This window comes from Actinocorallia sp. A-T 12471 (assembly GCF_033875155.1).
In the GTDB taxonomy this organism is placed as follows: domain Bacteria; phylum Actinomycetota; class Actinomycetes; order Streptosporangiales; family Streptosporangiaceae; genus Actinocorallia.
In genome coordinates this window covers 569297-591991 of sequence record NZ_JAWZTE010000003.1, presented here as the reverse complement: position 1 = coordinate 591991, position 22695 = coordinate 569297, and the positions used below count along the sequence as shown (strand labels likewise).

The following is a 22695-nucleotide window of genomic DNA, read 5'->3' as shown; positions in this document are numbered from 1 at the left end:
ACACTCGTGCCCAACATGTGTACCCCCAGTTTCTTTGCCGTGCGCATTGTATTGCGCGGGATTGAGAGAGCGGACTGAAATGGAGTATCTGAACGGCTGGACGGTTCCCGAGGGCGTTTCGGGTGACCCGAACCTGCTGCGTTTCCGTCCGTCGCATGTGCGCGCCGACGCGCGTGCGTGCCCGCAGCGCCTCGCGCTGAAGGTGCGGCCGGGTCTGAGCGCGACCGACCCGGTTCCGCGCGGCCGGGCGCGGCCGAGCACGTACGCCCTCGCGCCGGTGGAGCGGCTGCTCGACAGCCGGGCCTTCGACGGACTTGACGACGAGGCGGCGTTGACGGCCTGGAAGGCGTCGTCGTCCCGGAAACTGCACAACGCGCACGCGCGGTGGGCCGCGCACGCGTTCAGGCACTACCTCCGGGCGGAACAGGAGATCGACGCCGGGCTGCGCGCCGAAGGCGCCGTCGTGGAGCCGGTCTCCCACGGGTGGGCGAGGAAGCGCACGCTCACCGTTGACGGGACGCCGATCCGTCATGAGGAGACCGTCACCGGCCGGAGGTTCGACGGAGCGGGCATCCGTGAACTGCGCCTGCTGCGCCACGGATCCGTCGACGGCCGAGCACCGGACACGGCGGAGATCGGTCTGGCGGCGGGGGTCGTGGCGAGCGCGCGGCGAGTGCTCGGCCGGGCGTGGGGTCCCGGTGGCTACACGCTCGGCGCCCCGCACCCCGTCGAACGGATTCGGGTGGTCGAGATCGGCCTGGCCGACGGGTCCCACCAGATCCTGTTCGACGGGACCGGAACCGAGGCGCACGTCGCGTACACGCATGACACCGAGGAAAGGCTCTGGCACGCCGCGCGCGGGACCGGGCACGCGCCGGGCGACGACTGCGTGGGCTGTCCGCTCCTTGGCCGGTGCCCGGCGGTTCCGTCGGTTCCCGGGCTGCTCGGGGTGGCGGAGCCGGGCCCCTACCGGAAGGTGTGGTCGGTCAAGACGGGCAGGTCCTACGTCCGGTGCCCGGCTCCGACGCACCTGGACGAGCTCCGGTTGCCCAGGCACTGGGAGTCGGAGGAGACCTCCGCGACGAAGCGGGGCAGGGTCGTCCATTCCTGGCTTGAGGCGCAGCACCGGCGTACACCGGTCACCGCCTGCGCGCCACCCGACGCCGAGGGAGAACGCGGCATCCTGGAGGCCGCGCGCGGTCTTCCCGAACCCGTCGCGCGCCTCGCGGTCCAGATGACCGGAGATCACGCCCTGACCTGCCCCATCACGACGCACTCGGCGGCACTCGACGTGCGTCCCGAGGAGACGGTCGTCGCCTTCGACCCTACGGCGGACGTCGTCGTGATCGCCAAGGCGGACCTGCTCTACCGGACCGAACGGGGCTGGACCCTCCGGGAGACGAAGACCACGCGACGAGCGGACGAGGGCGGCGTGCTGGAACGCTACCCGCAGATGGCCCTCGGCGTCCTGCTCTCGGCCCACGGCGCGCTGCCGGGAGGCACGGGCGGCTGCCGGGTGGAGCTTGAGCGCCTTACCGCCTCAGGCCCCGTGCTGAAGGAGTTCGGCGTCACGGATCCCGTGATCGTCGCGCGCGCCCGCCGTGTGATCACGTCCTTGGTGGAGGAGTGGCTGAAGGACACGACCCACAAGGAGAAGCCCGGCGAAGACTGCGGAAGCTGCTCGTTCGCCCGCTGGTGCCCCGGCGGCGAGAAGAAGGCGAGCCGATGAGCGCGGACGGCCTTGTGCACCCCGACGAGCTGGCCCAACGCCAGGACCGGGTGGTCACCGCGGCCCTGCGCGCCGCGTTCGCCTGGTCGCTTCGCGGCCGGCGCCCTGACGCGATGTTCGAGATCGCCAGGATGACGGGGGTCGTCATGGAGGCGTGCGGTCCGGCGGAGGGGCCCACGACGCCGATGGACCTGGTCGCGCACCTCCATGAGCCGCTCGGCGACCTGCTCGCCTTCGCCGGGGACGCCGACGAGATGATCAGTTCGGTCAGGTTGCTGGAGGGCGACGCCCTCAGCTCGGCGGCCCACAGCGTCGCCTGCGAGTATGTCCTGCCGCTCGACGGTGAGGCCGAAGGCCGGCCGTGGATGCCGCGCTGGGCGCGGATGCGCGCCGACCGCATCCGCGAGCAGGCGTTCCGTGGCCTCAGGGCGTCCCGTGACCAGGAAGAGTACGTAGCCGGGCGGCGCTTCCTCATCGAGAACGCGGCGGGCTCCCAGGAACAGATCGGTGAGGCGTTGAGCGGGCTCCGGGGGTCGCCCCCGGTGCCCGACTTCATGGAACTGCCCGCCGACCGGGTGCGCGTCGGACGGGACGGGACCGGCGTGTGGTGGCCGTGCCCCGAGTGCCGCTGGCCCATGCGCGTCTGCGGGAACCGGGTCCACTGCCCCTATCGGCCGCACGCGGCGCGGTTCCATCTGATCGACGGCGACCCGCCCGAGCTCCGCCGGGTGGACGAGAGCGGTCGGGGCCCGGTGCCTGAGCCGCGGGACGCCGAGGGCGTCGTCTGCGCGGAGCCGGGGATCTGGCGGTTCGTCATCGTGCCCGGATGCACCGAGCTGCGCATCGCGAGGGACCTCGAAGCGCTCGGCGCGTGTGTTGAGCTCTGGCCGGAGTTCGACGCCTACGACCTGCGCGTCACCGCGGGCCCGAAGGTCTACATCGCGGACGTCAAGGAGTACAACTCCGTGCACCGCCTGCTGCGACGGCTGCGCGAGAAGCCGCCGCGGGCCCCCGTCCTGCTGCCGCGCACCCACGAACACCAGAGCGTGGTCCTCAGAAGTGCCCTTTCCCCGAAGCAGGTCATGACCGAGACACGACTGCGCGCGACGGTGCGCAGCGCGACGAAGGGAAACCGGTGACGAGCAGGGAGCACACCAGCGCGGTGCTGGCCGCCGCGGCGGGGCTCGCCGCGAGCTACTTCCCCGCCGACGACGGGGGCGGCTTCTGCCGCACGACGACGTATGAGGAGGTCAGGTACGTCATCGACGGGCATGTCGACTGCTGGTCGGGCTGGGAGACGCTGTCCGGCACCGAACGGAAGAGGTTCGCGCGCCTCCTCAAACACCGGGCGAACAGCATGGTCGAGGAGTTGATGGGCGAGCTCTTCGACTCCCTTCTCCGCAAGGGAGACATTCCGGGCTGCGCGCCCGTGGACGGAGTCGAGGGGACCGTCGTCGTCGATCCCGGGATGTCCCTGCCGGACTTCGTGGACGGCATGCTCGCGAGGCTGGACGGCCTCCGCGCGCGTCGGCTCCGGTCCCTTCCGGTGGCCGCCGCCGGACCGCACCGCGCGACGACCTCGGTTCGGGGGCTCGGCCGGCGCAGTGAACGCGTCCCCACGACGCACTACTTCATCAAGCCGCACCACGCGCCGCCCGCCGTCCCGCCGCCTCCACTCCGGGACGCCCCGGACCTGCCCGAGCTCATGGTCCCGTTCGCCGAGCTGGCCGAGATCGCGGAGGAGATCGACAAGCACGAGGTGGACCGGGGGAGACAGGCGTTCCGCGCGGACCGGGTGCGCAAGTTCGAGAACGAGATCCGCAGTGCCGTCTCGGACGTCTCGGCGGGCCTGTGCCTCACCGCCGGCCGGATCAACGAACTCCTCGCCTACACGGGCTTCGGCAAGTCAGTGGTCCTGGTGGAGGTCTTCGCCTGCTGGGCGGTGCGCAACGAGGTGACCGCGGCCTTCGTGCTGCCGACCAACGCCGACGTCGTCAAGGCGGCGTCCAGGATCGAGTCGGCGGTCGCGCACTTCCGGGAGGGCGCGAAGATCGTCCCGCTGGTCTCGCCGCAGTCGATGATCCGGGTGGCCGAGACCGCGGGGACGAACGCGCGGCGCGGCGGTTCCCCCGACCTCGCATGGATCTGGGGGAAGTTCGGATACGGCTGTGCCCTGCCGTCCGCCGAGTCGGGCGGCGACGGCGTCGACGGCTGGCGGCCCGGTCGCGAGCCGTGCGCGAAGCTGCGCAGTCCCCGTCCGAACCGAAGGCGTGACGAGACCGTCGCGTGTCCCTGGCGGATCACCTGCGGCAAGTTCGACCGTGTCCGCGAAGCCCTCTCCGCCGACGTCATCGTCACGTCGCACGCCAACCTGATCACCGGAAGGCTGCAGACCCCGGTGGACGACGGCGACGGGCCAAGCGACCGGGTGACGGTCGAGGAACTGGTCCTCCGCCGCTGCCAGGTCGTCGTCATCGACGAGGTCGACCAGTTCCAACGAGGGTGCATCGAGCAGGCGGGCCGCGGCCTCGTCCTGGACGAAGGGGGCAGGACAGACACGCTCCTGCGCCGCTTCGACGCGGACTTCGGCGAGGCTTTCGGCGAGCTCCAGGCGGAGGTCGACGCCTACGTCAGGGACGCCCTGTTCGGACTCCGCTACCTGTCCGAGCTCTACGTCAGCCACGTCACCTACGACAGGATCGGAGCGGCGTCGTCGTCGCACAAGCGGCGTAAACCCGGCCCGGGACGCAACTGGATCGTGCCGCGCCGCTGGGACAACTGGCTGGCCGGGGCGCTCTTCGGGGTGGAGCCGGAGGACGTCGACGACCGCCGGCGGGCGCTCTTCCGCTCGCTGTTCCACAACGAGCGCGAGCCCCTGCCCGACGAGCCCGAGGGCTTCGCCGAGGCACGGCGGCTGCTCGACCTCGCGGTGACCGGCGGCCTCGGCGGAGCCGCCGTGCTCGCGGCCCGCGTCGCGCTCGACGGGCTCTTCACCCACCTGCCCGTGGCGGAACGAGGCGGCGCGGTGAACCGTGTGCTGCGGCGCGCTCTGCTGGAGAAGATCCGCGGCTACCTGCACGCGCTCCTGGCCAACACCGGGCAGCTCGACGCCGCGGGCGTCGGCTCCGCACAGGAGATCGCCGACGCGCTCGGCGGCTACGGGCGCTGGCAGGCGACGCCGAGGGGACCGCTCGGCCGCCTCGTCTTCGCGTTCACCGAGTCCTACGACGACAGCGGCAACCAGCCCGTGCGGCTGTCGACCGCGGCGTTCGGCGGCGACCCCCACTCCTACGTCGTGGGGCTCGGCGACATCACGGCACTCGCGCATTCCGGCACACGGCGCATCGTCCTCGGCATGTCCGCGACGTCCTACTTCCCGGGCGCGCCGCACCATCACCTGCACACCGAGCCGCGTTGGTGGGTCCCCGACGTGAACTCCGGCGCGGTGCGGATCAGGGCGGTCCCGGTACCCGATCGGCACGGCGTAGCGGTGCGCGTGTCGGGCACGTCGGGATCGGCCAGGACCGACGCCACGCGGCGGATCGCGGCCGGCCTGTGGACGGACCATCTGCGTGACGAACTCGACAGGCTCGCCGTGCAGGACGAGGAGCGGCAGCGAGTCCTGATCGCGACGACGTCGTACAGCTCAGGCCCGGACATCGCGCGCGGCCTCATCGAGGCGGGCGCGACCCCTTCCCACATCTGCGTGGCGTGCAGGCCGACCGACACCGTGTCAGGCGACGACGTGCGCGGCTGGCAGACCCTCCCCGCCGACCGGCTCGACGAGTTCCCCGGGAGCACCGCCAAAATCCTCATCGCGCCCCTGGCCAGGGTCCAACGCGGGGTGAACATGATCGGGCAGGACGACAGGTCGGCGCTCGGCTCGGTGTGGCTGCTCGTCCGCCCGATTCCCCTCATCGACGAGCCCGCGGAACTGCTCGCGCACGTCCACGCCAAGGCCCACGCCACGGTGAAACGTCTTTCCGGGGCACCGCGCGACATCCTGGACGAGCGCCGGAGCACCGCGCTCGAGTACTTCGACGAGATCGTCAGCAAACCCCCGTACTTCCAGTCCCAGCCCCGTGATGTGCGGCTCTCCGTCGTCGCGGAGATCCTCGTCGGCGGCGTCCAGCTCGTCGGCCGGGCACGCCGCGGCGGCACGTCGGCGGTTTTGCACCTCGTGGACGGAGCCTTCCACGACACCTCCGGCGGCAACGACCTGGCGACCCTGATCCGGGAACTGGAGGCCGGCTGGGGCGCCGACGTCCTGGCCGACCTGCGCGCCTACTACGGCACGACCCTCGACGCGATCCTCGACTACGCCCACGGACGGAACGAGAACTGATGCTCCTCACGCTCGCCTACCGGATCCCCCGCGACCGGCTGGAAGCCGTGCTCGGCTCGATCACCGCCTACCCGCTCACCGAGAACTTCTCCGAGGCGTGGGACGACCTTCCCCGGCCAAGGGGAAGGCGACACCGATACGCGGCCCTCGCCACCGGCCTGACGGCGGTGACGGGCGACCCCGTCATGCTGTTCGGGGCAGTGGACCTCAGCAGGGAGGAGACAGCCGAGGGAACGACCGGGCTGCTGCTCACCAGCACCAGCGCACTCGACCACCGTCTGCGGATCGGCACCCGGACCTGGGAGAACCATGTGCGTGACGGCCGGGGCGAGGCCCGCCTGGCGGAGCACCTGCCCGCGGCCGTCCCACACCGCTCCTTCGAGAGGTTCGTGGGCTACCGGCCAGGGCTCGCCCCGACGGCGCCGAACTGGGTGTTCCGCACCGCCGCCTGGCAGGTCATGAGGAAGCTCGCCCGGAAACCGCTGCGCCTGGACGGGCGGGAACTCAACCTCCGCATGGACACCGACGGGAACCTCCTGGTCTGGGACCGCGGGGACCTGCTCGCGCTGTCCGGCACACGGTCCCACAGCATGGCGAAGATCTCGGTACGGCTGGTCACCCGCAAAGGCATGGAGGATCTCGTCCTCGCCTTCGACGCCCATCTGTCCAGGATCTCCACCGGATGGTGGGGGGCCAGGTACACATGGATCGATGGAGGCGCGGGCGACAAGCGGCCCGTTCTCCGCCTGCGCGTCATGCGCAGACGCGCCGAGGCGGACCCGGACGTCTGGGAGAGCTGCCTCGACCCGGCCATCGCGAAGATCTTCCAGGCGTGTGCGCTGAAGCCGCTGCGCCTCCCGTCGGATGAGGGCCTCGCGGACGCGATCGAGACCGTCAGGCCGCAGACGTTCTCCAGCCGCAAGCACCTGGTCGGCAGCGGCCTCGGCCCGCGCTTCATGCGCTTCCTGCACGACCACATCACCGGGGAGCTTCCCGACCTCGTCCCGCTCGACTACCGGCCGGACAAGGAGATCAAGCTGCCCAGGGCAGTGACCGGCTATCCGGTGGGCGGCTTGGGCGCCGAAGGCGTCCGGGCTTCGGGGCACGAGCGCGTGACGCTCGCCTGTCTTTACCGCACGCCTGACGCCAGGACGCGGATGCTCGCCGAACTGGCCGAACTCGCCGGGCAGACCGTTCTCCCCGAACCCGGCGAGGACGGATTCGCCATCAACGACCGGCTCGACGTCGTTCTGCGTCACTGCCCGGAACTCGTCGCACACGAGACGGTCAACCGCGCCGCGGCGCTCACCGAACTCGACCTCGCCACCGACGGCCGACGACTTGTCGCAGCCTGGATCGAGACCGAGTTCCACGCGAAGGCCGAACCTCCCGAACGCGACGCCAAACCGCACCTGCGCCGCCTCTTCGCGCACCGTGGCGTTCCGACGCAGTTCCTCGCGACCGATCCTCCAGGACTCCCGGCCAAGGAGGTCCGGAACAAGAAGGAACTGAAGCACGCGGCGGAGAACGCTCTGCGCAATCTTCTGCGCGCGGCCGGCGTGCTCGACCGCAGGCTCCTGAACGCGCTCACCACCAAGCACAGGTCGCACCCCCTGGACCGCTCCGCGCTGCTCGTGGGGATTCATGCCCGGAGACAGCGCAGCGACGGCGACGACTCGCCCCTTGTGCTCGTCATGTCTGCCCTGTACGTCGATCCTGACGACCTGTCGGCTTGGCGTGTTCTGCACTACGACGCCGTCACGGACAGGTGGTTGCCCGGCGGGTCGGGTACCGCGGCCTTCCACGCGGCGCCCATCGGTGACGACACCTTCGGCCGTACGCAGGAGAAGGCCGTGCGCACCAGGGAGGAGGTCGACCGGAGGCTGTCGCTGCTCGCCTCGTCCTGGGACGTGCCGATCGTCGTCTTCACCGACGCCCCCGCCGTCCGGACCGTGTGGCCCGGCCTGCAGAACGGCGCGGTCCCGGGGGCGGCGCTGCCGGGGGACCGTCTGGTCGAGGCGGGCCACGACGTCGCGGTGGTCCGGGTGCTGACGGACATGGCGGAGATCGGCCGGCCGATCGACCGGGTGGAGGCGGCCAACCAGCCGGACGACGAACTCCAGCCCGCCGCCCCCGGAGCCAGGGTCTACCGGCTCGACGGAACCGAGCAGCCTTCGTGGTTGTTCGCGGGCACGTCACGTACCTACTCGGCCAAGGGAGGCAGGACCGGCGTCAAACACACCAGGTGGACGCTGCCCGACGACGAATGGCGGGACTACCACCTGGGCAAGGACTGGCACTCCTTCACCGCGAAGGAGATCGTCCCCGTCCGGTGCGGTTCCTGGTCCGCCACCACGCTGGCGGCGCTGACCGCCCGCCTGTGCGACCAGTCGATCTCCTGGGACGGCAGGACGCTGGTCCCGGCACCGCTCCACCTTGCCATCTCCCTCGACCGCGACCACCCGGACCACAGGTCGTTCGGTGAGCGGGCCGACGAGGTCTGAATGAGAGGACGGCGGGAGGTGGCGCCTCCCGCCGTCCACGGTCGGCTCAGGGCTCCTGGAGGAACGGCTTGGCGGCGTCCATGGCCTTGAGCAGGTCGGCCAGGGCCTCGGGGGTGAAGTCGTCGATGATGTAGTGGTCGACGATCTCGGAGAACACCCAGAACGGCAGGTTCTCGACGGATTCGCCGGGCAGGACCACCGGCAACACCTTCATCGTCCACCTGCTCCGCCCACCGTGGCGCAGGTTTCGGATGATGTCGAACTCGTTGCGCAGACCCTTGTGGCGGTCGTCGGAGATCGTGCCCGCCCCGACGGCGTGGGCCATGGGCGAGGCCAGAATGACGACGAAGTCGGCGGAGGCGATCTGGTGGGTCGCCCAGTCGTCCCAGTTGCGGCGGCACCGGTCCGTCAACTGGTCGATGTGGACGTCGTGGTCCAGGTCCTGCAGGAGGTGCGCGAAATGCAGCGCACTGAGCTTGTGGGCGTCGTCGTCGTGCGCGTAGCAGATGAATACGCGGTGCGAACCCGGGTCATCCGAGGGCATCGCCTTCTTGTTTCCAGGCGGAGGCGGCGGCACAACAGGTCCCCGGGAACGCGCGTTCGGCAGTTCAAGCGTGAATTCGCCGGAGCTGTCCAGCGGATCAAAATCGAGCGCGAACTCCAACGACATCCGATAGCGCGCGGAGAACTCGACGTTCACTTCCGTGCATCCGGTGGGCACGAGGACCACGGCCCAGGCCGCGCGTGATCCGGGGCCCAGCACGCCCCCTCGCGGCGGGCGGTGCCCCCAGCGGACGCTGGAGCGGCCGATGCCGAAGACGTTGGTCACATCGTCGCTGGCCGGAAGGCCGACGCTGTTCGGCGTCGCGAGGGGAACCTGGGCCAGCTGCAGGTACTGGTCGACGAGGTAGGCCCGCTCCTCGCGCGGGGCCGAGGAGGCCCCGGGGACCGCGTCGAGGACCGACACCGTCCCCTCGGCGGCCTGGAAGGCGAAGCCCACCTCGAACCACTGCCCGTCGTGGAGGTCGCCGTCGAGCTCGAGCTCATAATTGATCTTGATCAGGTAGGCGTCGCCGTCGATCGCGGTGTGCGAGCCGGGCGGCAGCGGGTGGATCTGCCAGGGGCTGAGCTCGATGACTCCGGCCCGGATTCCCTGCGGTGAGAGATCCACTTTCCGTTCGCCCCGATGGGCGACGGTGATCTCCTTGATGATCGTCTCCATGCGCGCTCCGTGTCCTTCCTGTTCGGGGTCGTCGCTGACACCCGGAAGGTTTCCAGAGCGGAGAATCCCCGGTGGGGAACTTTCCGGATTCTCCACTGTCATTCCAGAGTGGAGTCGGACAAACAACATGAGAAACTATTCAAGGAGCTCAGAATTATGGCCGGAGCAGGGATTTTGCGACGCGGAGCGGGGCTGTTTTCTGGCGCGGGGAAAACCGCGGTGCCGCAGGCATGAGCGTGAGCAGACCGCGATGGTTATTAAGGGTTGGATTGGCGGGCGGTCACTTCGGTTACCTGGGGGAGGTGCGGTTGGGGGTGCGGGGTGGTCCTTGAGGGCATCGCGGCGGTCGTTGACGGACAGGGCCCGGGGCGGTGTTCGTCTCGGCCTCGATGGCGTCGCGGAGGGCGGGGAGTCTGGCCGCATCGTCCGTTGCTCGGCGGTGCGGGGGTCGCAAGAAATGGGGTGGAAAGTGAAAATTTGCTACGGTTTGGTGGAAGGAGCAGACTTGGGGCGCTGGGAGCGTCTGGTCGGGTGAGTTGGGGAGAGTCGTGTCGGGGTATGCGGGTGCGCTTGACGGGTTTCGGGCGGAGCGGCCCTTTTGGACGATGGCGCGGTTGCTCGCGCCGGGGAGGGCGCGGCTTGCCGGGGCGGTCGTGGCGTTCGTCGTCAAGCACAGTCCGCTGTGGTTGCTGCCGTTGTGCGCGGCCAACGTGGTGGACGTGGTCGTCGCGCGGGGGCCGCTCGCGGAGCTGTGGGCCAACTGCGGGGTGCTGCTCGTGCTGCTGCTGCTCAACGTGCCAGGGCACCAGGTCTATGTGCGGCTTATGTACCGGGTTGTTCTTGATCTCGGTGTCGCGTTGCGCTCGGCGCTGGCGCGGAGGTTCCAGGTGCTGTCGATGGGGTACCACGCGCGGACCGGCTCGGGTGTGCTGCACGCCAAGCTCGTCAGGGACGTGGAGAACATCGAGGAGACGGTCTGGCAGGCGACCGACATCGGGCTTTCGGCGTTGACGACCCTTGTCGGCGGATTCGTCGTCATCGCGGTGAAGACTCCGGAGCTGCTTCCGGTGTTCGCGGTGACGGTTCCCGCCGTCGGGCTCGTCGTCGCGCGGCTGAACGGGCCGATGCGCAGGACCAACGAGGAGGTCAGGCGCGAGTACGAGCGGCTGTCCGCGGGCGTCCTCGAGATGCTGACGCTGCTGCCGGTGGCCCGCGCGCACGGCCTCGAACGGCACGCGGTGTCCCGCTTCGACACCGGCCTCGGCAGGCTGCGCCGCAGCGCGTTCGGGCTCGGCGTGCTGAACGGCTGGTTCGGCGCGCTGATCTGGTGCATCATGCACGTGCTCGGCCTGCTGTGCCTCGCCGGGTCCGCCCTGCTCGCCTACCACGGCGTGTTCGGGCTGACGGCCGGCGACGTCGTCATGCTGAACGCGTACTTCGCTACGCTCACCGCGGCGACGACCACCCTCCTTGCCGTCACGCCGGTGCTTACGCGTGGCCGTGAGGCCGTCCGGTCGCTCGCGGAGGTGCTGGACGAGCCCGACCTCGAGGAGAACACGGGGAAGCGGGCCGTCACGTCGGTGGTCGGGCGGCTGCGTCTGGAGGACGTGACCTACCGCTATGACGACGTGGCCACGCCCGCCGTCGCGGGACTCACCCTCGACATCCCGGCCGGGCAGACCGTCGCGCTGGTCGGGGCATCGGGTGCGGGCAAGTCGACGGTGGCCAACCTGCTGATCGGCTTCCTGCGGCCGTCCGAGGGACGGGTTCTGCTCGACGGCGTCGACATGGCCGACCTCGACCTGCGCACGTATCGGCGGTTCCTCTCGGTGGTGCCGCAGGAGACTGTCCTGTTCGACGGGTCGGTGCGCGACAACGTCGCCTACGGCATGCCCGACGTCACCGACGCCGCGCTCACCGCGGCCCTCGCCGACGCGAACGCCCTCGACTTCGTCAGGGCGCTGCCCGACGGCCTCGACACCGTCGTCGGGGAGCACGGCGCGCACCTTTCCGGCGGCCAGAAGCAGCGCCTCGCCATCGCCCGCGCCCTCATCCGCGACCCGCGGGTCCTCATCCTGGACGAGGCAACCTCGGCCCTCGACGCCCACTCCGAGTCCCTGGTCCAGGAGGCGCTGGCCAGGCTCGTCAAGGGCCGCACCACGATCGTCGTGGCACACCGCCTGTCCACCATCCGAGCCGCCGACCGCATCGTCGTCCTGGCCGACGGCGCGGTGGCCGAATCCGGCACCCACACCGCCCTGCTCACCGCCGACGGCCCCTACGCGCGCCTGCACGCCCGAAGCCAAGAGACATCGAGCGCCTGACCGGTTGCTGGCCCCGGCGCGCTGCGGTGGTCGCGCGAACGCGGCCGCGGAACTCCCCGACAAGAATGGAAAGGCCGGATCCTCGGACGGCTGCGCTGCTCAACGGTGAAGACACGCGGGAGTTCGGGGTCCACTTCGGAGCGTTCGCGGTCTTGGTGGTCCGTGAGGCACTGGATGCGGTGGCGGGTGCCCGCACCACGCACTGCTTCTGCGGCACCCTCCCGCACCGCTCATCCCCAGATAGTTCATTTCGACGACGTCATGCGCTTCGCAAGGCGGGGTGCGAGCACGAGCATGCAGCCGTTGTCGGAGGCGCACGAATCCCAGATGACCGAGCGGACAATCCCGTTCCTTGGTCTGCAAAGGGCGTTGCCGCAGTACCCGTTCAGTGACCAGCCGCGTGGGCCTGCCGCGTGCCGGACCACGACGACCGTCGCAGGTAGAGACTGGTCGGTGTCGGGTCCCGGCTCCCCATGCCCCGGCAACCGAATCGACCTCGTCGCCGTGACCGCTGCCTTCGCCCACACCGCAGACTGCCCTGGGCCGAAACCCGCAGATCCCTGACCACGAACGGCGTCTGAAGGCCCGCTGACGGTTCCGCCCGGTGAGCGGGCCACTAGTGTGCGGCACCTCGACCAACGTTCATCGTTAACCGCTTGGCACGCTTCAACGACTGTCTGATGGAGTCGCTCCAACGATGGTGGTCATTGGTATGGAAAAGCTAAGACACAGGTAATGCCGACGGTGCACCCACGCTTCATTCTGGTGGAACTGATGCCCAGTCGCTCCAGTTCGTCGTTTTTATCACCGATGTCACCGGAGCTGATGCTCGCGGCGATCCGTGTGACCTGTTGATTGCATGTACGGATGCGGCGGTGGCTAGTACGGCGAAGGCATCGTGTCGGGTGGTTCGTATGCGCGACTGATGCCATGCTCCGTAGTAGCCTTAGTGCCAATCGAACGGGAAGGGGTCCTCATGGAACTCGCAGATATCGAGGTTAGGACATCGCGTCAACTGGAAGCGCTGCGTGGGCAGTTTGCAGAGATCGAAGAGAAGATCGCTGCGGCCGAGAAGTTGTTGGAGAGCGTTGCGCTGATCAAGGAGGAGATCGAGAGATCCTCTACAGAAACGGTGGACGTGTCGAGAACTATGCGAAAAGGGAACAGTGATCAGAGCAATGTGGACGTGCCTCGGCAGGTCCATCGAGCTGAGCCAAGGCAGCCCTTGTCGGCCGCGATGGAGCAGGCTGTCCGAGTGCTCCATGACGCGCAGCGTCCCATGCGGGCGCGAGACGTGGTGGAGGCATTGGGGGACGTTGGTGTCCGGGGGAAGGTCGAGTCTATGCGCATACGCCTGAAGCGTCTCGTTGAGTACGGATGGCTGGAAGAGTCCGAGACTGGCCGGTACGCCGTGGTTGGAGAGGTGGGTGCCTTGCTCGACGAGATGAGGCCGAAGGCTCCCCGGGTGAGACGCGGGCGCGCTACGACATAGGAAGACATAGGAATAGGAGGTGTCGCCAGCGGGCTGGCCGACGACACCGCACTGCATGAGTTCGCCTCAGAACTGACGGCTCAGCGTTTCTCATGATAGCGCATCCCATGCGATTTCTAGGAGATGCTGGCCGTCCTATTTCGCCGTCCCGTTAATCCGGCCTCCGGTGAGCGGGGGATCTGTGGTGATATTTCCTTTTCTGGGATCAATGATCCGTGGAAATCATCCCAGCGGTTTCGTGCGAATTTCGAGGGTTTCCGATTTCTCGGTACAGATATTTCTCCTAGCTTCCTATTTCAAGGGACGTGTCATGATTATTCGCGCTCTCTGGCTTTCTGTGGCCGTGCTTACTTCTCTTCTCGCCGCTACCGTCGCTGGCATTGCCGCATGTCTCGATCGGAGGTCCTGGCCAGCTGTCATTGGGTCTGCGGGTGCAGGGTTCGTGGGAAGTATGACGGTCTGTATCCTGGTTCTGACCGCAATGGGCATGTTTCAGAGTTTGAACTAAAATTTATAAATTCACCCTGGGCGTGCTGGCTTTGTTGCCGTGCCTTGAAGCCGCTGCCCGGCAGTAGGCGAGTTCGGCGAATTCAAAGAGGCTCGGATGGAAAGGGGGTGTAGGTGAACTCGAGCTTCGGGACTGACGCCCCGGGGGTATGTACAAGAGAGGTGCGCGCGGAATCTCGGCCTGTGATACGACTGGACCCAGCTCCCGGCGAACTTAATGGTGGGCCCGGCGTAGCTAGTGCAACTTTCCTCTGTCGGGCTGCGCGATCATCGTCTGATCCGCGTCCTCCGGAGACCGAACGGCTAACTGTCAAATCTGCCGATCAGGGTCAGGGGGAGTCGGTGGAGGTGAGGACGGCGTAAGCCTCGGCGAGGTCGCGGAGTTGGGAGCCGGGGGCGTCGGGCTGCTTGCGGGCGATGTGGTCGGCCTTGGTCTTGATTGCCTTGAGGATCGCGACACGTGCCTCGTCGCGAAGCCGCTGCTCACTGCTGGCGAGGGTCATGGGCGCACCCTACGTGCCGACGGCGTCGACGGGCCGTCACCTTCCGGTTCCGCTCTGGCCGGGATGGGCGCGCGGCGGTCGCGCGGCGGTCGTGCGGCGGCCGCGCGTGGTGATACGGTGATACGAGTTGCGGTTCGGTGTATCATGGATCGTGGTGGCAGCGGGCCGTGCCAGGCGCGCTGCTTCGGGGCGCGCCATGTTGGGTGCGCGTTGTGTTGGGCGCCCTGTTGGGCGCACTGTGTCGGGGGCTGCAAGGCCGATATCGTGGGGGGTTGGTATGCGGGGAACCGGTGGCGCGGGGGAGTGCACGGCGGGGGTCCGTCTCGGGAGGGAAGCATGGAGCCAGGGGTGTCCTTTTTCGCCGCGGACACGACGGGGGAGCCCGCGTCGTTGCTCGAGCGGGCCTATGCCGACGCGATCGAGCGGGTCGATGACGTCGACGAGTCGCGGGGGCGGGTGCTCGACGCCGCCTACGACCAGTTCTGCCGGATGGGCATCCAGCGCTCCACGATGGAGGACGTCGCGCGGCGCGCAGGCGTCTCGCGGATCACCGTCTACCGGCGGTTCGCGACCAAGGACGCGCTGGTCGAGCAGGTCGTGCGGCGTGAGTTCCGGCGCTACTTCGACAGGTTCCTCATCGACATCGAACGGGCCGAGACCGCCGCCGACCGGGTGGTGCTCGGGTTCGTCAGCTCGCTGCGGGCGATCCGCGACAACCCGCTGATCGGCGGGATCATCGCGACCGAGCCCGACGTGGCGCTGCCGTCGATGATCAGCGACGGGGGCCGTACCGTCGCCACGGTGCGGCAGTTCGTCGCGGGCCAGATCCGGCGCGAGCAGCGCGCGGGCACTGTCGCGGCGGATCTCGACACCGATCTCGTCGCCGAGATGATGGTGCGGATCTCCGCGTCCTTCCTCGCGATCCCGAGCCCCCTTGTCGACCTTGACGACGACGCGCAGCTCGCCGCACTCGCCCGTCGCTTCCTCGTCCCGATGCTCAAGCCGCCTTCCCCGGCCGAACCCGGGTGAATTGGCAGAACGGGGGTAGGGATGGGGGTGTGAGCGATGCGGAGTTCGGGAAAGAGCGCGATCTGCTCGCCCGGTGGTACCGGGCGACGGGCGATGTCTCGCGCGTGGTCAGGGCACGAATGCGCCAACTCGAGGAGGCCGCGGAGGTCGAGGACAGGGTGCTGGGGCACCCGGACCTCGCCGCCCTCGACCTCTTCCTCGACAACTTCTACGGCGACGGCACCGGCCTCCCCGGCGCCTCCCCAGGCTGAGCGCCAGGGGGTGGGGTGGGTCAGGAGCGCCATGCCTCGTAGTGGTCGAGGATGGTCTGGTCGATGCGGCGGTAGGTGAGGGCGAAGTCTCGGGTGCTGCGGGTGTTGTCGACGGTGAAGCGGATGCCGAGGTGGTTGCGGATGTAGTCCTGGGTGAGGCCGAAGCGGGGGCCGAGGACGCGGACCGCCGCGTTGGGCACGGTGTGGCGGGGGATGAGGAATTTGCGGGGGTAGTGGGAACGGATGATCTTGGCGATCTGGGCGAAGGAATACATGTCCGGGTGGGCGAGGATGTAGCGGCCCTTGGCGGAGGGGGTCTCGGCGGCGCGGATGTGGGCTTCGGCGACGTCGCGGACGTCCACGACGGTGAAGCTGAAGTCCGGCGCGCCGTAGAAGAACAGGCCGCGCATCAGCTCGTCCATCAGGAAGAGGCTGCCGGATTCCGAGGAGGGGGTGAATGAGGGGCCGAGGACGAGTCCGGGATTGAGCACGACGAGCGACCAGCGGTCCTGCGCGTCGGCGATCTGCCATGCCTCGCGTTCCGCCATGGTCTTGGCGTGGTGGTAGGGGTTGGTGTCGATCGTGCTCGTGGTGTTCCAGTACTCCTCGGTGAGGGTGCGGTCCCGCATGGCGTGGACGTCGATGTAGTCGCCGAAGATCGCGCCGACCGTCGAGGTGAGCACGACACGCTCTACCGACGGGGTCGCGTCCACGGTCCCGAGCACGTTCCGTGTGCCTTCGAGGGCGGGCTGAAGCATCTCGGCGCGTCCGTCGCGGATCTTCTCCGGCATCCGGAACGGCGAGGCGACGTGGAACACGGTCCGGCACCCGTCCATCGCCTCGGCGAACGAGCCGGGCCGCAGCAGGTCGGCCGCGTACAGGTCGAGCCGCTCGGCGCCGGGCAGCCCGCGCAGCGGCCCGGTCTTGCGCATGTCGGCGAGGTCGCGGACCGTCGCCCGCACCCGGTATCCCCTGGCCAGCAGCGCCGCCAGAAGGTGGCTCCCGACGAACCCGCTGCCGCCCGTCACCAAGACCGTCTCGCCCACACGTCCTCCTCACCGCACCGCGCGTCGTGTGATTGTCGCCCTCCCGGGCGTCGCGCGGCAGCCCCGGGCGGCGGGAAATCCGAAAATCTTTCGGAGAAGTTCCGGGCAGACTTCTCTCATGCGGGCGTCGATACGGGCGGGTCCCGTTCGTCGTTGTGGTGTGCGGCGGCCGCCGCACACCGAAGACAGGACAAGGGGAATGCCATGAAATACCTGCTGCTGATCCACGCCGGGGCCGTCGCCGAGGACGGCGGGGCGCAGGGATGCACGCCGGAGGACTGGATGGCCTACGACAAGGACGTCCGCGACGCGGGGATCTTCGTCTCCGGCGAGTCCCTGGCCGACCTCGTGACGGCCGCGGCCGTCCGCGTCGCCGCCGACGGGTCGCGCACCGTCACCGACGGGCCGTTCCCGGAGACCCGCGAGGTCGTCGGCGGCTTCTACGTGATCGACGTGCCCGACCTCGACCAGGCGCTCGAGTGGGCGGCCCGCTGCCCGGGCGCGCACGGCGGCGGCACCGTCGTGGTCCGCCCGGTCGCGGACTTCGGGGCCTGACCGTGCCGGACGGGGGCGCGGGCGAGGACGCCGCGGCGTCGGTGGAGCTGGTGTTCCGCGAGGAACGCGGACGGCTCCTCGCCGCCCTCGTCCGCAGGTTCGGCGATCTCGACCTCGCCGCGGACGCCACGTCGGACGCGATCGAGGCGGCGCTGGCGCGCTGGCCGGTGGACGGGGTCCCGGCGCGTCCAGGGGCGTGGCTGCTCACGACGGCCCGCCGTAAGGCGGTGGACAGGCTGCGCAGGGACAAAGCGCTTGCCGCGCGCCTGGCGATCCTCCAGGCCGAGGCCGACCGGACGGGCGAGGCGGCCCCGTCCGACGGCGACGGCGGCCTCCCGGACGAGCGGCTCGCCCTGTTCTTCACCTGCGCGCATCCCGCGCTCGCCGCCGAGGACAGGGCGGCGCTCACCCTGCGCTGCCTCGCCGGGCTGACCACGCCCGAGGTCGCGCGGGCGTTCCTCGTGCCCGACGCGACGATGGCGCAGCGGATCGTCCGCGCCAAGAACAAGATCCGCACCGCGCGCATCCCGTTCCGAGTGCCGGCGAAGGACGAGCTGCCCGGCAGGCTGCCCGGCGTGCTCCAGGTGCTGTACTCGCTGTTCACCGAGGGGTACGCGGCGAGCGGCGGCCCGGAACTTCAGCGTTCCCGCCTCGCCGAGGAGGCGATCAGGCTCGCCCGGGTGCTGCACCGGCTGCTGCCCGCCGAGCGTGAGGCGGCGGGGCTGCTCGCGCTGATGCTGCTCGCGCACGCCCGCAGGGACGCGCGCGTCGACGCCGGGGGCCGCCTCGTGCTGCTCGCCGACCAGGACAGGGCGCGGTGGGACCGTCCGATGATCGAGGAGGGAAGGGGGCTCACCGTGCGGGCGCTGACCGGCGGCCCGCCCGGCCGGTACGGCGTCCAGGCCGCGATCAACGCCCTGCACGACGAGGCCGCGACCGCCGACGACACCGACTGGCCCCAGATCGTCGCGCTCTACGACGTCCTCCTGGCGCTGTCCCCGTCCCCGGTCGTGGCGCTGAACCGCGCCGTGGCCGTCGCCATGTGCGAGGGCCCAGAAGCCGGCCTCGCCCTCCTCGACGCCCTCGCCGACGACCCGAAGCTCCGCCGCCACCACCCCTACCACGCCGCCCGCGCCGACCTCCTGACCCGCCTGAACCGCCCCGCCGAAGCCGCCGCCGCCTACCGCACAGCCCTCTCCCTCCCCTGCACCCTCCCCGAACGCACCCACCTCCACCACCGCCTCACCACCCTCCCAAACCCGACACCCCCACCCTGACCACCCCTCCCCCCACCCCCCGACGCCCCAAAGCCGCCACCCCGCCCCGACACCCCCGCAAACGCCGCCGCACTGACCCTCACCCCGAGGACCACGGATTCGGGAACCCACCGGGCGGCCCCATTCCGACGCTCCCGCTCCGACGCCCCCGCCCCGACACCCCCGCAAACGCCGCCGCACTGAGCCGCACCCCGAGGGCCCCGGATTCGGGATCCCACCGGGCGGCCCCGCCCCGAAGGCCCGCTCCGACGCTTCCGCGTCGGTGGTCCCCGGCGCGGGGCCCCGACACGGCCCCCGAGCCGACGCCCCCGCCCCGACGCCCCCGCGCTGAGCCGCACCCCGAAGGCCCCGGATTCGGGGACCCACCGGGCGGCCCTGCTCCGACGCCCCCGCTCCGATGCCCCCGCACTGAGCCGCATCCCGAAGGCCCCGGATTCGGGATCCCACCGGGCGGCCCCGCCCCGAAGGCCCGCTCCGACGCTTCCGCGTCGGTGGTCCCCGGCGCGGGCCCCGACACGGCCCCCGACCCGATGTCGCGCTGAGCCCCGCTCCGAAGGCTCCCGCCGTCGAGGGAGCACGACGGCCACGCTTGCCGCACCGGCTCCCGCGGGATTGGGGCCTCGGGCTTGATTCGGGCCGGGGGTCGCGCCGCCGCGCGGGCCCCGGTGCGTGTCGCGCGTCGTTGCGCGGCGGGGCCGGGGGGTCAGGGGGTGTGGGTGAGGGCCCAGGTGAGGGCCTCGTCGGCGATGGACTGCCAGCCGGGGGCGGCGGGCAGGAGGTGGGGGTAGCCGTCGTAGACCTTGACCTCGGTGGTGGTGGCGGCCGACTTGTAGTGCTTGGCGTTGGACGCCTGGACCTTCGGCGGCATGATGTTGTCCTCCGAGCCGGAGATGAACAGCAGCGGGGCGCGCTTGTCGTTGCTGTAGTCGACCCAGGTGGACTGGTGGCCCGGCTGGAAGTTCGCCAGGACGCTGTCGAAAAGGACGCGGCCGGAGACGGGGATGGCGTACCTGTCGTAGAGGCGGCGCGCCTCGTCCTCGGGGAAGGTGTTGGTGAAGGCGTAGTTCCACTGCTCGAAGCTGATCGGCACGGCCTTGTGGTGGTTCGCCGGGTTCTTCAGCACGGGGAAGGTCGACTTGATCTGGCTGAGCGGCACCACCTTGACGCCCTCGGTCGGCGCGGAGTTGAACGTGACGCCCACCGCGCCGAGCCCCCGGTCGAGCAGGAGCTGGGTGAAGACGCCCCCGGCGGAGTGGCCCATGATGATCGGCGGCGCGTCGAGCCCCTCGATGATCCCGGCGATCTTGTCGACGACGGCGTCGACGCTGAGGTTCTCGATCGGCGTCGTGTCGGCGCGCAGCGCCTCGACCTCTACCTCGAAGCCCGGGTAGGCGGGGGCGATCACCTTGAAGCCCTTGGCCTCGTAGTGGGCGATCCAGTCCTCCCAGGAGCGGGGGGTCACCCAGAAGCCGTGGATCAGGACGATGGTGTCGGGCTTGCTCATGGCGGTGGTTCCTTTCGGTTCGGACGAGGCGGTGAGCTGCGGCGTCTTGCCTTTCCTGCCCGCTCGGCGGCGTTGCCACGAAGCTAATCCGGCGACGCCGTGGCGGTCATCGGTCAGATGACTGCAACCGCGCGGGTTTCCGCCGGGCGCGCGGCGAGGTCGGCGTCGCGGGTCTCCGGCAGCCGTGCGACGGCGGCGCAGGCGAGCACCATGCACCCGAGGAGCAGCACGGAGATCGGCCACGAAGCCCCACCGGCCCAGGCCACGAGCGCGGTCGCGACGAACGGGGCGGGCCCGCTCCCGAGCGCGGCCGCCCACTCCCTGGCGACGGCGATGCCGGTGTACCGGTACCTGGTCGGGAACATCTCGGTGAGCAGCGTCCCCTGCACGGCCCACATCCCGCCGATCCCGACCCCGTACGAGACCGCCACGGCGGCCACCACGAGCACGGGTTCGCCGGTGTCCAAGAGCCAGAACAGCGGGAAGGCCGACACCCCGAGGAACACGGCACTGCCCAGAAAGACCGGTTTGCGCCCGATCCTGTCGCTGAGCAGCCCGAACAGCGGGGTGAGCAGCACCGACAGCGCCCCGGCCGCGAGGTTGGCGGTGAGCGCGGTCGTCGCCGACAGGCCGACCGACTTGGTCACATACGAGAGCACGAACACGTTGATGACGTACGAGGCGGCCCCGAACGGCGCGGCGAAGGCGGCCGCGGTGAGCAGCGCGCGCGGATGCCGCCGGACGACCTCGGCGACCGGAAGCCTGCTGACGCCCTTGGCCCGCTCGGCCTCGAACAGCGCCGACTCGGGAACTCCCGCCCGCAGGTACAGCCCCAGCGCGACGCCGACGAGGCTGAGCAGGAACGGCACACGCCACGCCCACGTCGCCGTCGCTGGCAGCGCGGACACGACGGTGAAGGCGAGCGTCCCGCTGAGGATGCCGAGCCCGACGCCGGCCCCGGGCAGCGACGCCCACAGCCCGCGCCGGCGCGGCGCGCTCGACTCCGCGACGAGCACGAGCGCGCCGACGTACTCGGCCCCCGCGCCGAACCCCTGGACCAGCCGCAGCGCGACGAGGAGGATCGGCGCGAGCACGCCGACCTGGTCGTAGGTCGGCAGCAGCCCGATCCCGGCGGTCGACACGCCCATCAGCAGGACCGTCGCGGCGAGCACGGGACGCCGTCCGATCCTGTCGCCGAAGTGGCCGAACAGCATGCCGCCGAGCGGCCGCACGAGGAAGCCGACGGCGAACGCCGCGAAGGCCCCGAGCGACCCGGCGAGCGGGCTTGACGACGGGAAGAACTCGTCGTTGAACACGAGCGCCGCGGCGAGGCCGAACAGCACGAAGTCGTAGTACTCGATGACGCTGCCGATGACGGCGGCCCTGGTGACGCGTCCGGTGGACACGCGCTACCCCCTTTCAGCGGTGCCGAGTTCCCTCGCGAGGAAACGCCCGGCCTGGTCGATGGCCTGCCGCGCGGCACGGGTGGCGCGCATGCAGTGCAGGGTGGCGAAGTCGTGGATGACGCCCTGGTAGCGCACCGCGGCGACGGGCACGCGGGCGGCGCGCAGCCGTGCGGCGTAGGACTCGCCCTCGTCGCGCAGCACGTCGGCCTCGGCGGTGACGACCAGCGCGGGCGGCAGCCCGTATAGGTCACGGTCCTTGGCGCGCAGGGGACACGCGGTGGCGGCGTCCCGCTGCGTGAGGTCGGGAAGGTAGTGGTCCCACAGCCGCCGCATCCCGTCGCGGCGCAGGTAGTAGCCCTCGGCGAAGCGCAGGTAGGACGGGGTGTCGAAGGAGGCGTCGGTCGCGGGGTAGAGCAGCACCTGGGCGCGCAGCCTGTCCCGCGCGAGCAGGGTGAGCGCGGCGGCGAGGGTGCCCCCGGTGGAGTCCCCGGCGACGGCGACGCGCGCCGGGTCGAGGCCGAGCGCGCGGCCGTGCCCGGCGAGGAAGTCGAGTGCGGCGCGCGCCTGGTCGAGCGCGACGGGGTAGCGGGCCTCGGGCGCGCGGCTGTAGTGCACGAACGCGACGGCCGCGCCGGACGCGCGCGCGAGTTCCCCGGCGAGCGAGCCGTGGGTGTCCTCGTCCCCGAACACCCAACCGCCGTGCAGATAGACGACGACGGGCAGCGCCCCGGCGGCGTCCGAGGGCCGGTAGACGGTCAGGCCGGCCTCCGGCAGCCGCCCCCGGACGACGCCCGGCACCGGGAGCGGCGGCCGCTGCGCGTCGGCGAGCGCCGCGCGCGCCTCGTCGGGCGGGAGGTCGTGCAGGTAGGGCGGGTTCGCCGTGGCGTTGGCGAACGCCTGGGCCGCTGGTTCGAGGACGGGGTCCGTCATGGGCGCTCCGGTGCCGTGGGCTGTGCCGTTGGGACGGCTCGTTCACGCTAGGTCCGGGGCCGAAGAACCGG

16 protein-coding genes are annotated in these 22695 nt (G+C 70.3%); 10 read left to right on the top strand and 6 right to left on the bottom strand.

Features of this window, described 5'->3' with window-relative positions; all coding sequences use genetic code 11:
- Window positions 1–79 precede the first annotated feature (79 nt).
- Genes R9X44_RS11645 through R9X44_RS11630 form a run of 4 tightly spaced genes read left to right on the top strand, consistent with a single transcriptional unit; the run spans window position 80 to window position 8578 of the window.
- On the top strand, window positions 80–1729 hold the full coding sequence (locus tag R9X44_RS11645) for a PD-(D/E)XK nuclease family protein (protein WP_319814075.1): 1650 nt from the start codon (window positions 80–82) through the stop codon (window positions 1727–1729).
- Window positions 1726–2868: a hypothetical protein gene (locus R9X44_RS11640; protein WP_319814074.1), complete on the top strand. Its 1143-nt coding sequence runs from the start codon at window positions 1726–1728 to the stop codon at window positions 2866–2868. The genes R9X44_RS11645 and R9X44_RS11640 overlap by 4 nt, the downstream gene beginning before the upstream one ends.
- Window positions 2865–6074, top strand: a complete 3210-nt coding sequence (locus tag R9X44_RS11635; protein ID WP_319814073.1) for a hypothetical protein — start codon at window positions 2865–2867, stop codon at window positions 6072–6074. The genes R9X44_RS11640 and R9X44_RS11635 overlap by 4 nt, the downstream gene beginning before the upstream one ends.
- Entirely contained in the window at window positions 6074–8578 is a 2505-nt protein-coding gene (locus tag R9X44_RS11630) for an RNaseH domain-containing protein (protein ID WP_319814072.1), read from the top strand. The genes R9X44_RS11635 and R9X44_RS11630 overlap by 1 nt, the downstream gene beginning before the upstream one ends.
- Before the next feature lie 46 nt (window positions 8579–8624).
- On the opposite strand, the gene R9X44_RS11625 is transcribed toward R9X44_RS11630, so the two are convergent.
- On the bottom strand, window positions 8625–9800 hold the full coding sequence (locus R9X44_RS11625; RefSeq protein WP_319814071.1) for an SEFIR domain-containing protein: 1176 nt from the start codon (window positions 9798–9800) through the stop codon (window positions 8625–8627).
- A 605-nt stretch (window positions 9801–10405) separates the two neighbouring features.
- On the opposite strand from R9X44_RS11625, the gene R9X44_RS11620 reads away from it, so the two are divergent.
- Window positions 10406–12124, top strand: coding sequence for an ABC transporter ATP-binding protein (locus R9X44_RS11620; RefSeq protein ID WP_319814070.1), 1719 nt, complete (start codon window positions 10406–10408; stop codon window positions 12122–12124).
- A gap of 976 nt (window positions 12125–13100) precedes the next feature.
- Window positions 13101–13616, top strand: a complete 516-nt coding sequence (locus R9X44_RS11615) for a hypothetical protein (RefSeq protein WP_319814069.1) — start codon at window positions 13101–13103, stop codon at window positions 13614–13616.
- Window positions 13617–14452: 836 nt separating this feature from the next.
- Here the strand turns inward: R9X44_RS11615 and R9X44_RS11610 are convergent.
- A complete protein-coding gene (locus tag R9X44_RS11610) occupies window positions 14453–14626 on the bottom strand; it encodes a hypothetical protein (protein WP_319814068.1) in 174 nt (57 codons plus the stop codon).
- 336 nt (window positions 14627–14962) lie between these two features.
- On the opposite strand from R9X44_RS11610, the gene R9X44_RS11605 reads away from it, so the two are divergent.
- Window positions 14963–15655: a TetR/AcrR family transcriptional regulator gene (locus tag R9X44_RS11605; protein WP_319814067.1), complete on the top strand. Its 693-nt coding sequence runs from the start codon at window positions 14963–14965 to the stop codon at window positions 15653–15655.
- A gap of 29 nt (window positions 15656–15684) precedes the next feature.
- Window positions 15685–15906: a hypothetical protein gene (locus R9X44_RS11600; protein ID WP_319814066.1), complete on the top strand. Its 222-nt coding sequence runs from the start codon at window positions 15685–15687 to the stop codon at window positions 15904–15906.
- A gap of 20 nt (window positions 15907–15926) precedes the next feature.
- On the opposite strand, the gene R9X44_RS11595 is transcribed toward R9X44_RS11600, so the two are convergent.
- Window positions 15927–16952, bottom strand: coding sequence for an NAD-dependent epimerase/dehydratase family protein (locus tag R9X44_RS11595; RefSeq protein ID WP_319814065.1), 1026 nt, complete (start codon window positions 16950–16952; stop codon window positions 15927–15929).
- A gap of 204 nt (window positions 16953–17156) precedes the next feature.
- On the opposite strand from R9X44_RS11595, the gene R9X44_RS11590 reads away from it, so the two are divergent.
- Both R9X44_RS11590 and R9X44_RS11585 read left to right on the top strand, forming a co-directional pair.
- Window positions 17157–17507 carry a YciI family protein gene (locus R9X44_RS11590; RefSeq protein WP_319814064.1) on the top strand — a complete coding sequence of 117 codons (351 nt, stop codon included), beginning with the start codon at window positions 17157–17159 and terminating at the stop codon, window positions 17505–17507.
- 2 nt (window positions 17508–17509) lie between these two features.
- Window positions 17510–18784, top strand: coding sequence for an RNA polymerase sigma factor (locus R9X44_RS11585; RefSeq protein WP_319814063.1), 1275 nt, complete (start codon window positions 17510–17512; stop codon window positions 18782–18784).
- 703 nt (window positions 18785–19487) lie between these two features.
- Here R9X44_RS11585 and R9X44_RS11580 read toward each other — a convergent pair.
- The 3 genes from R9X44_RS11580 to R9X44_RS11570 form a co-directional block, all read right to left on the bottom strand.
- A complete protein-coding gene (locus R9X44_RS11580) occupies window positions 19488–20288 on the bottom strand; it encodes an alpha/beta hydrolase (RefSeq protein WP_319814062.1) in 801 nt (266 codons plus the stop codon).
- A gap of 113 nt (window positions 20289–20401) precedes the next feature.
- A complete protein-coding gene (locus R9X44_RS11575; protein ID WP_319814061.1) occupies window positions 20402–21694 on the bottom strand; it encodes an MFS transporter in 1293 nt (430 codons plus the stop codon).
- A gap of 3 nt (window positions 21695–21697) precedes the next feature.
- A complete protein-coding gene (locus R9X44_RS11570) occupies window positions 21698–22624 on the bottom strand; it encodes an alpha/beta hydrolase (protein ID WP_319814060.1) in 927 nt (308 codons plus the stop codon).
- Window positions 22625–22695: the final 71 nt, after the last annotated feature.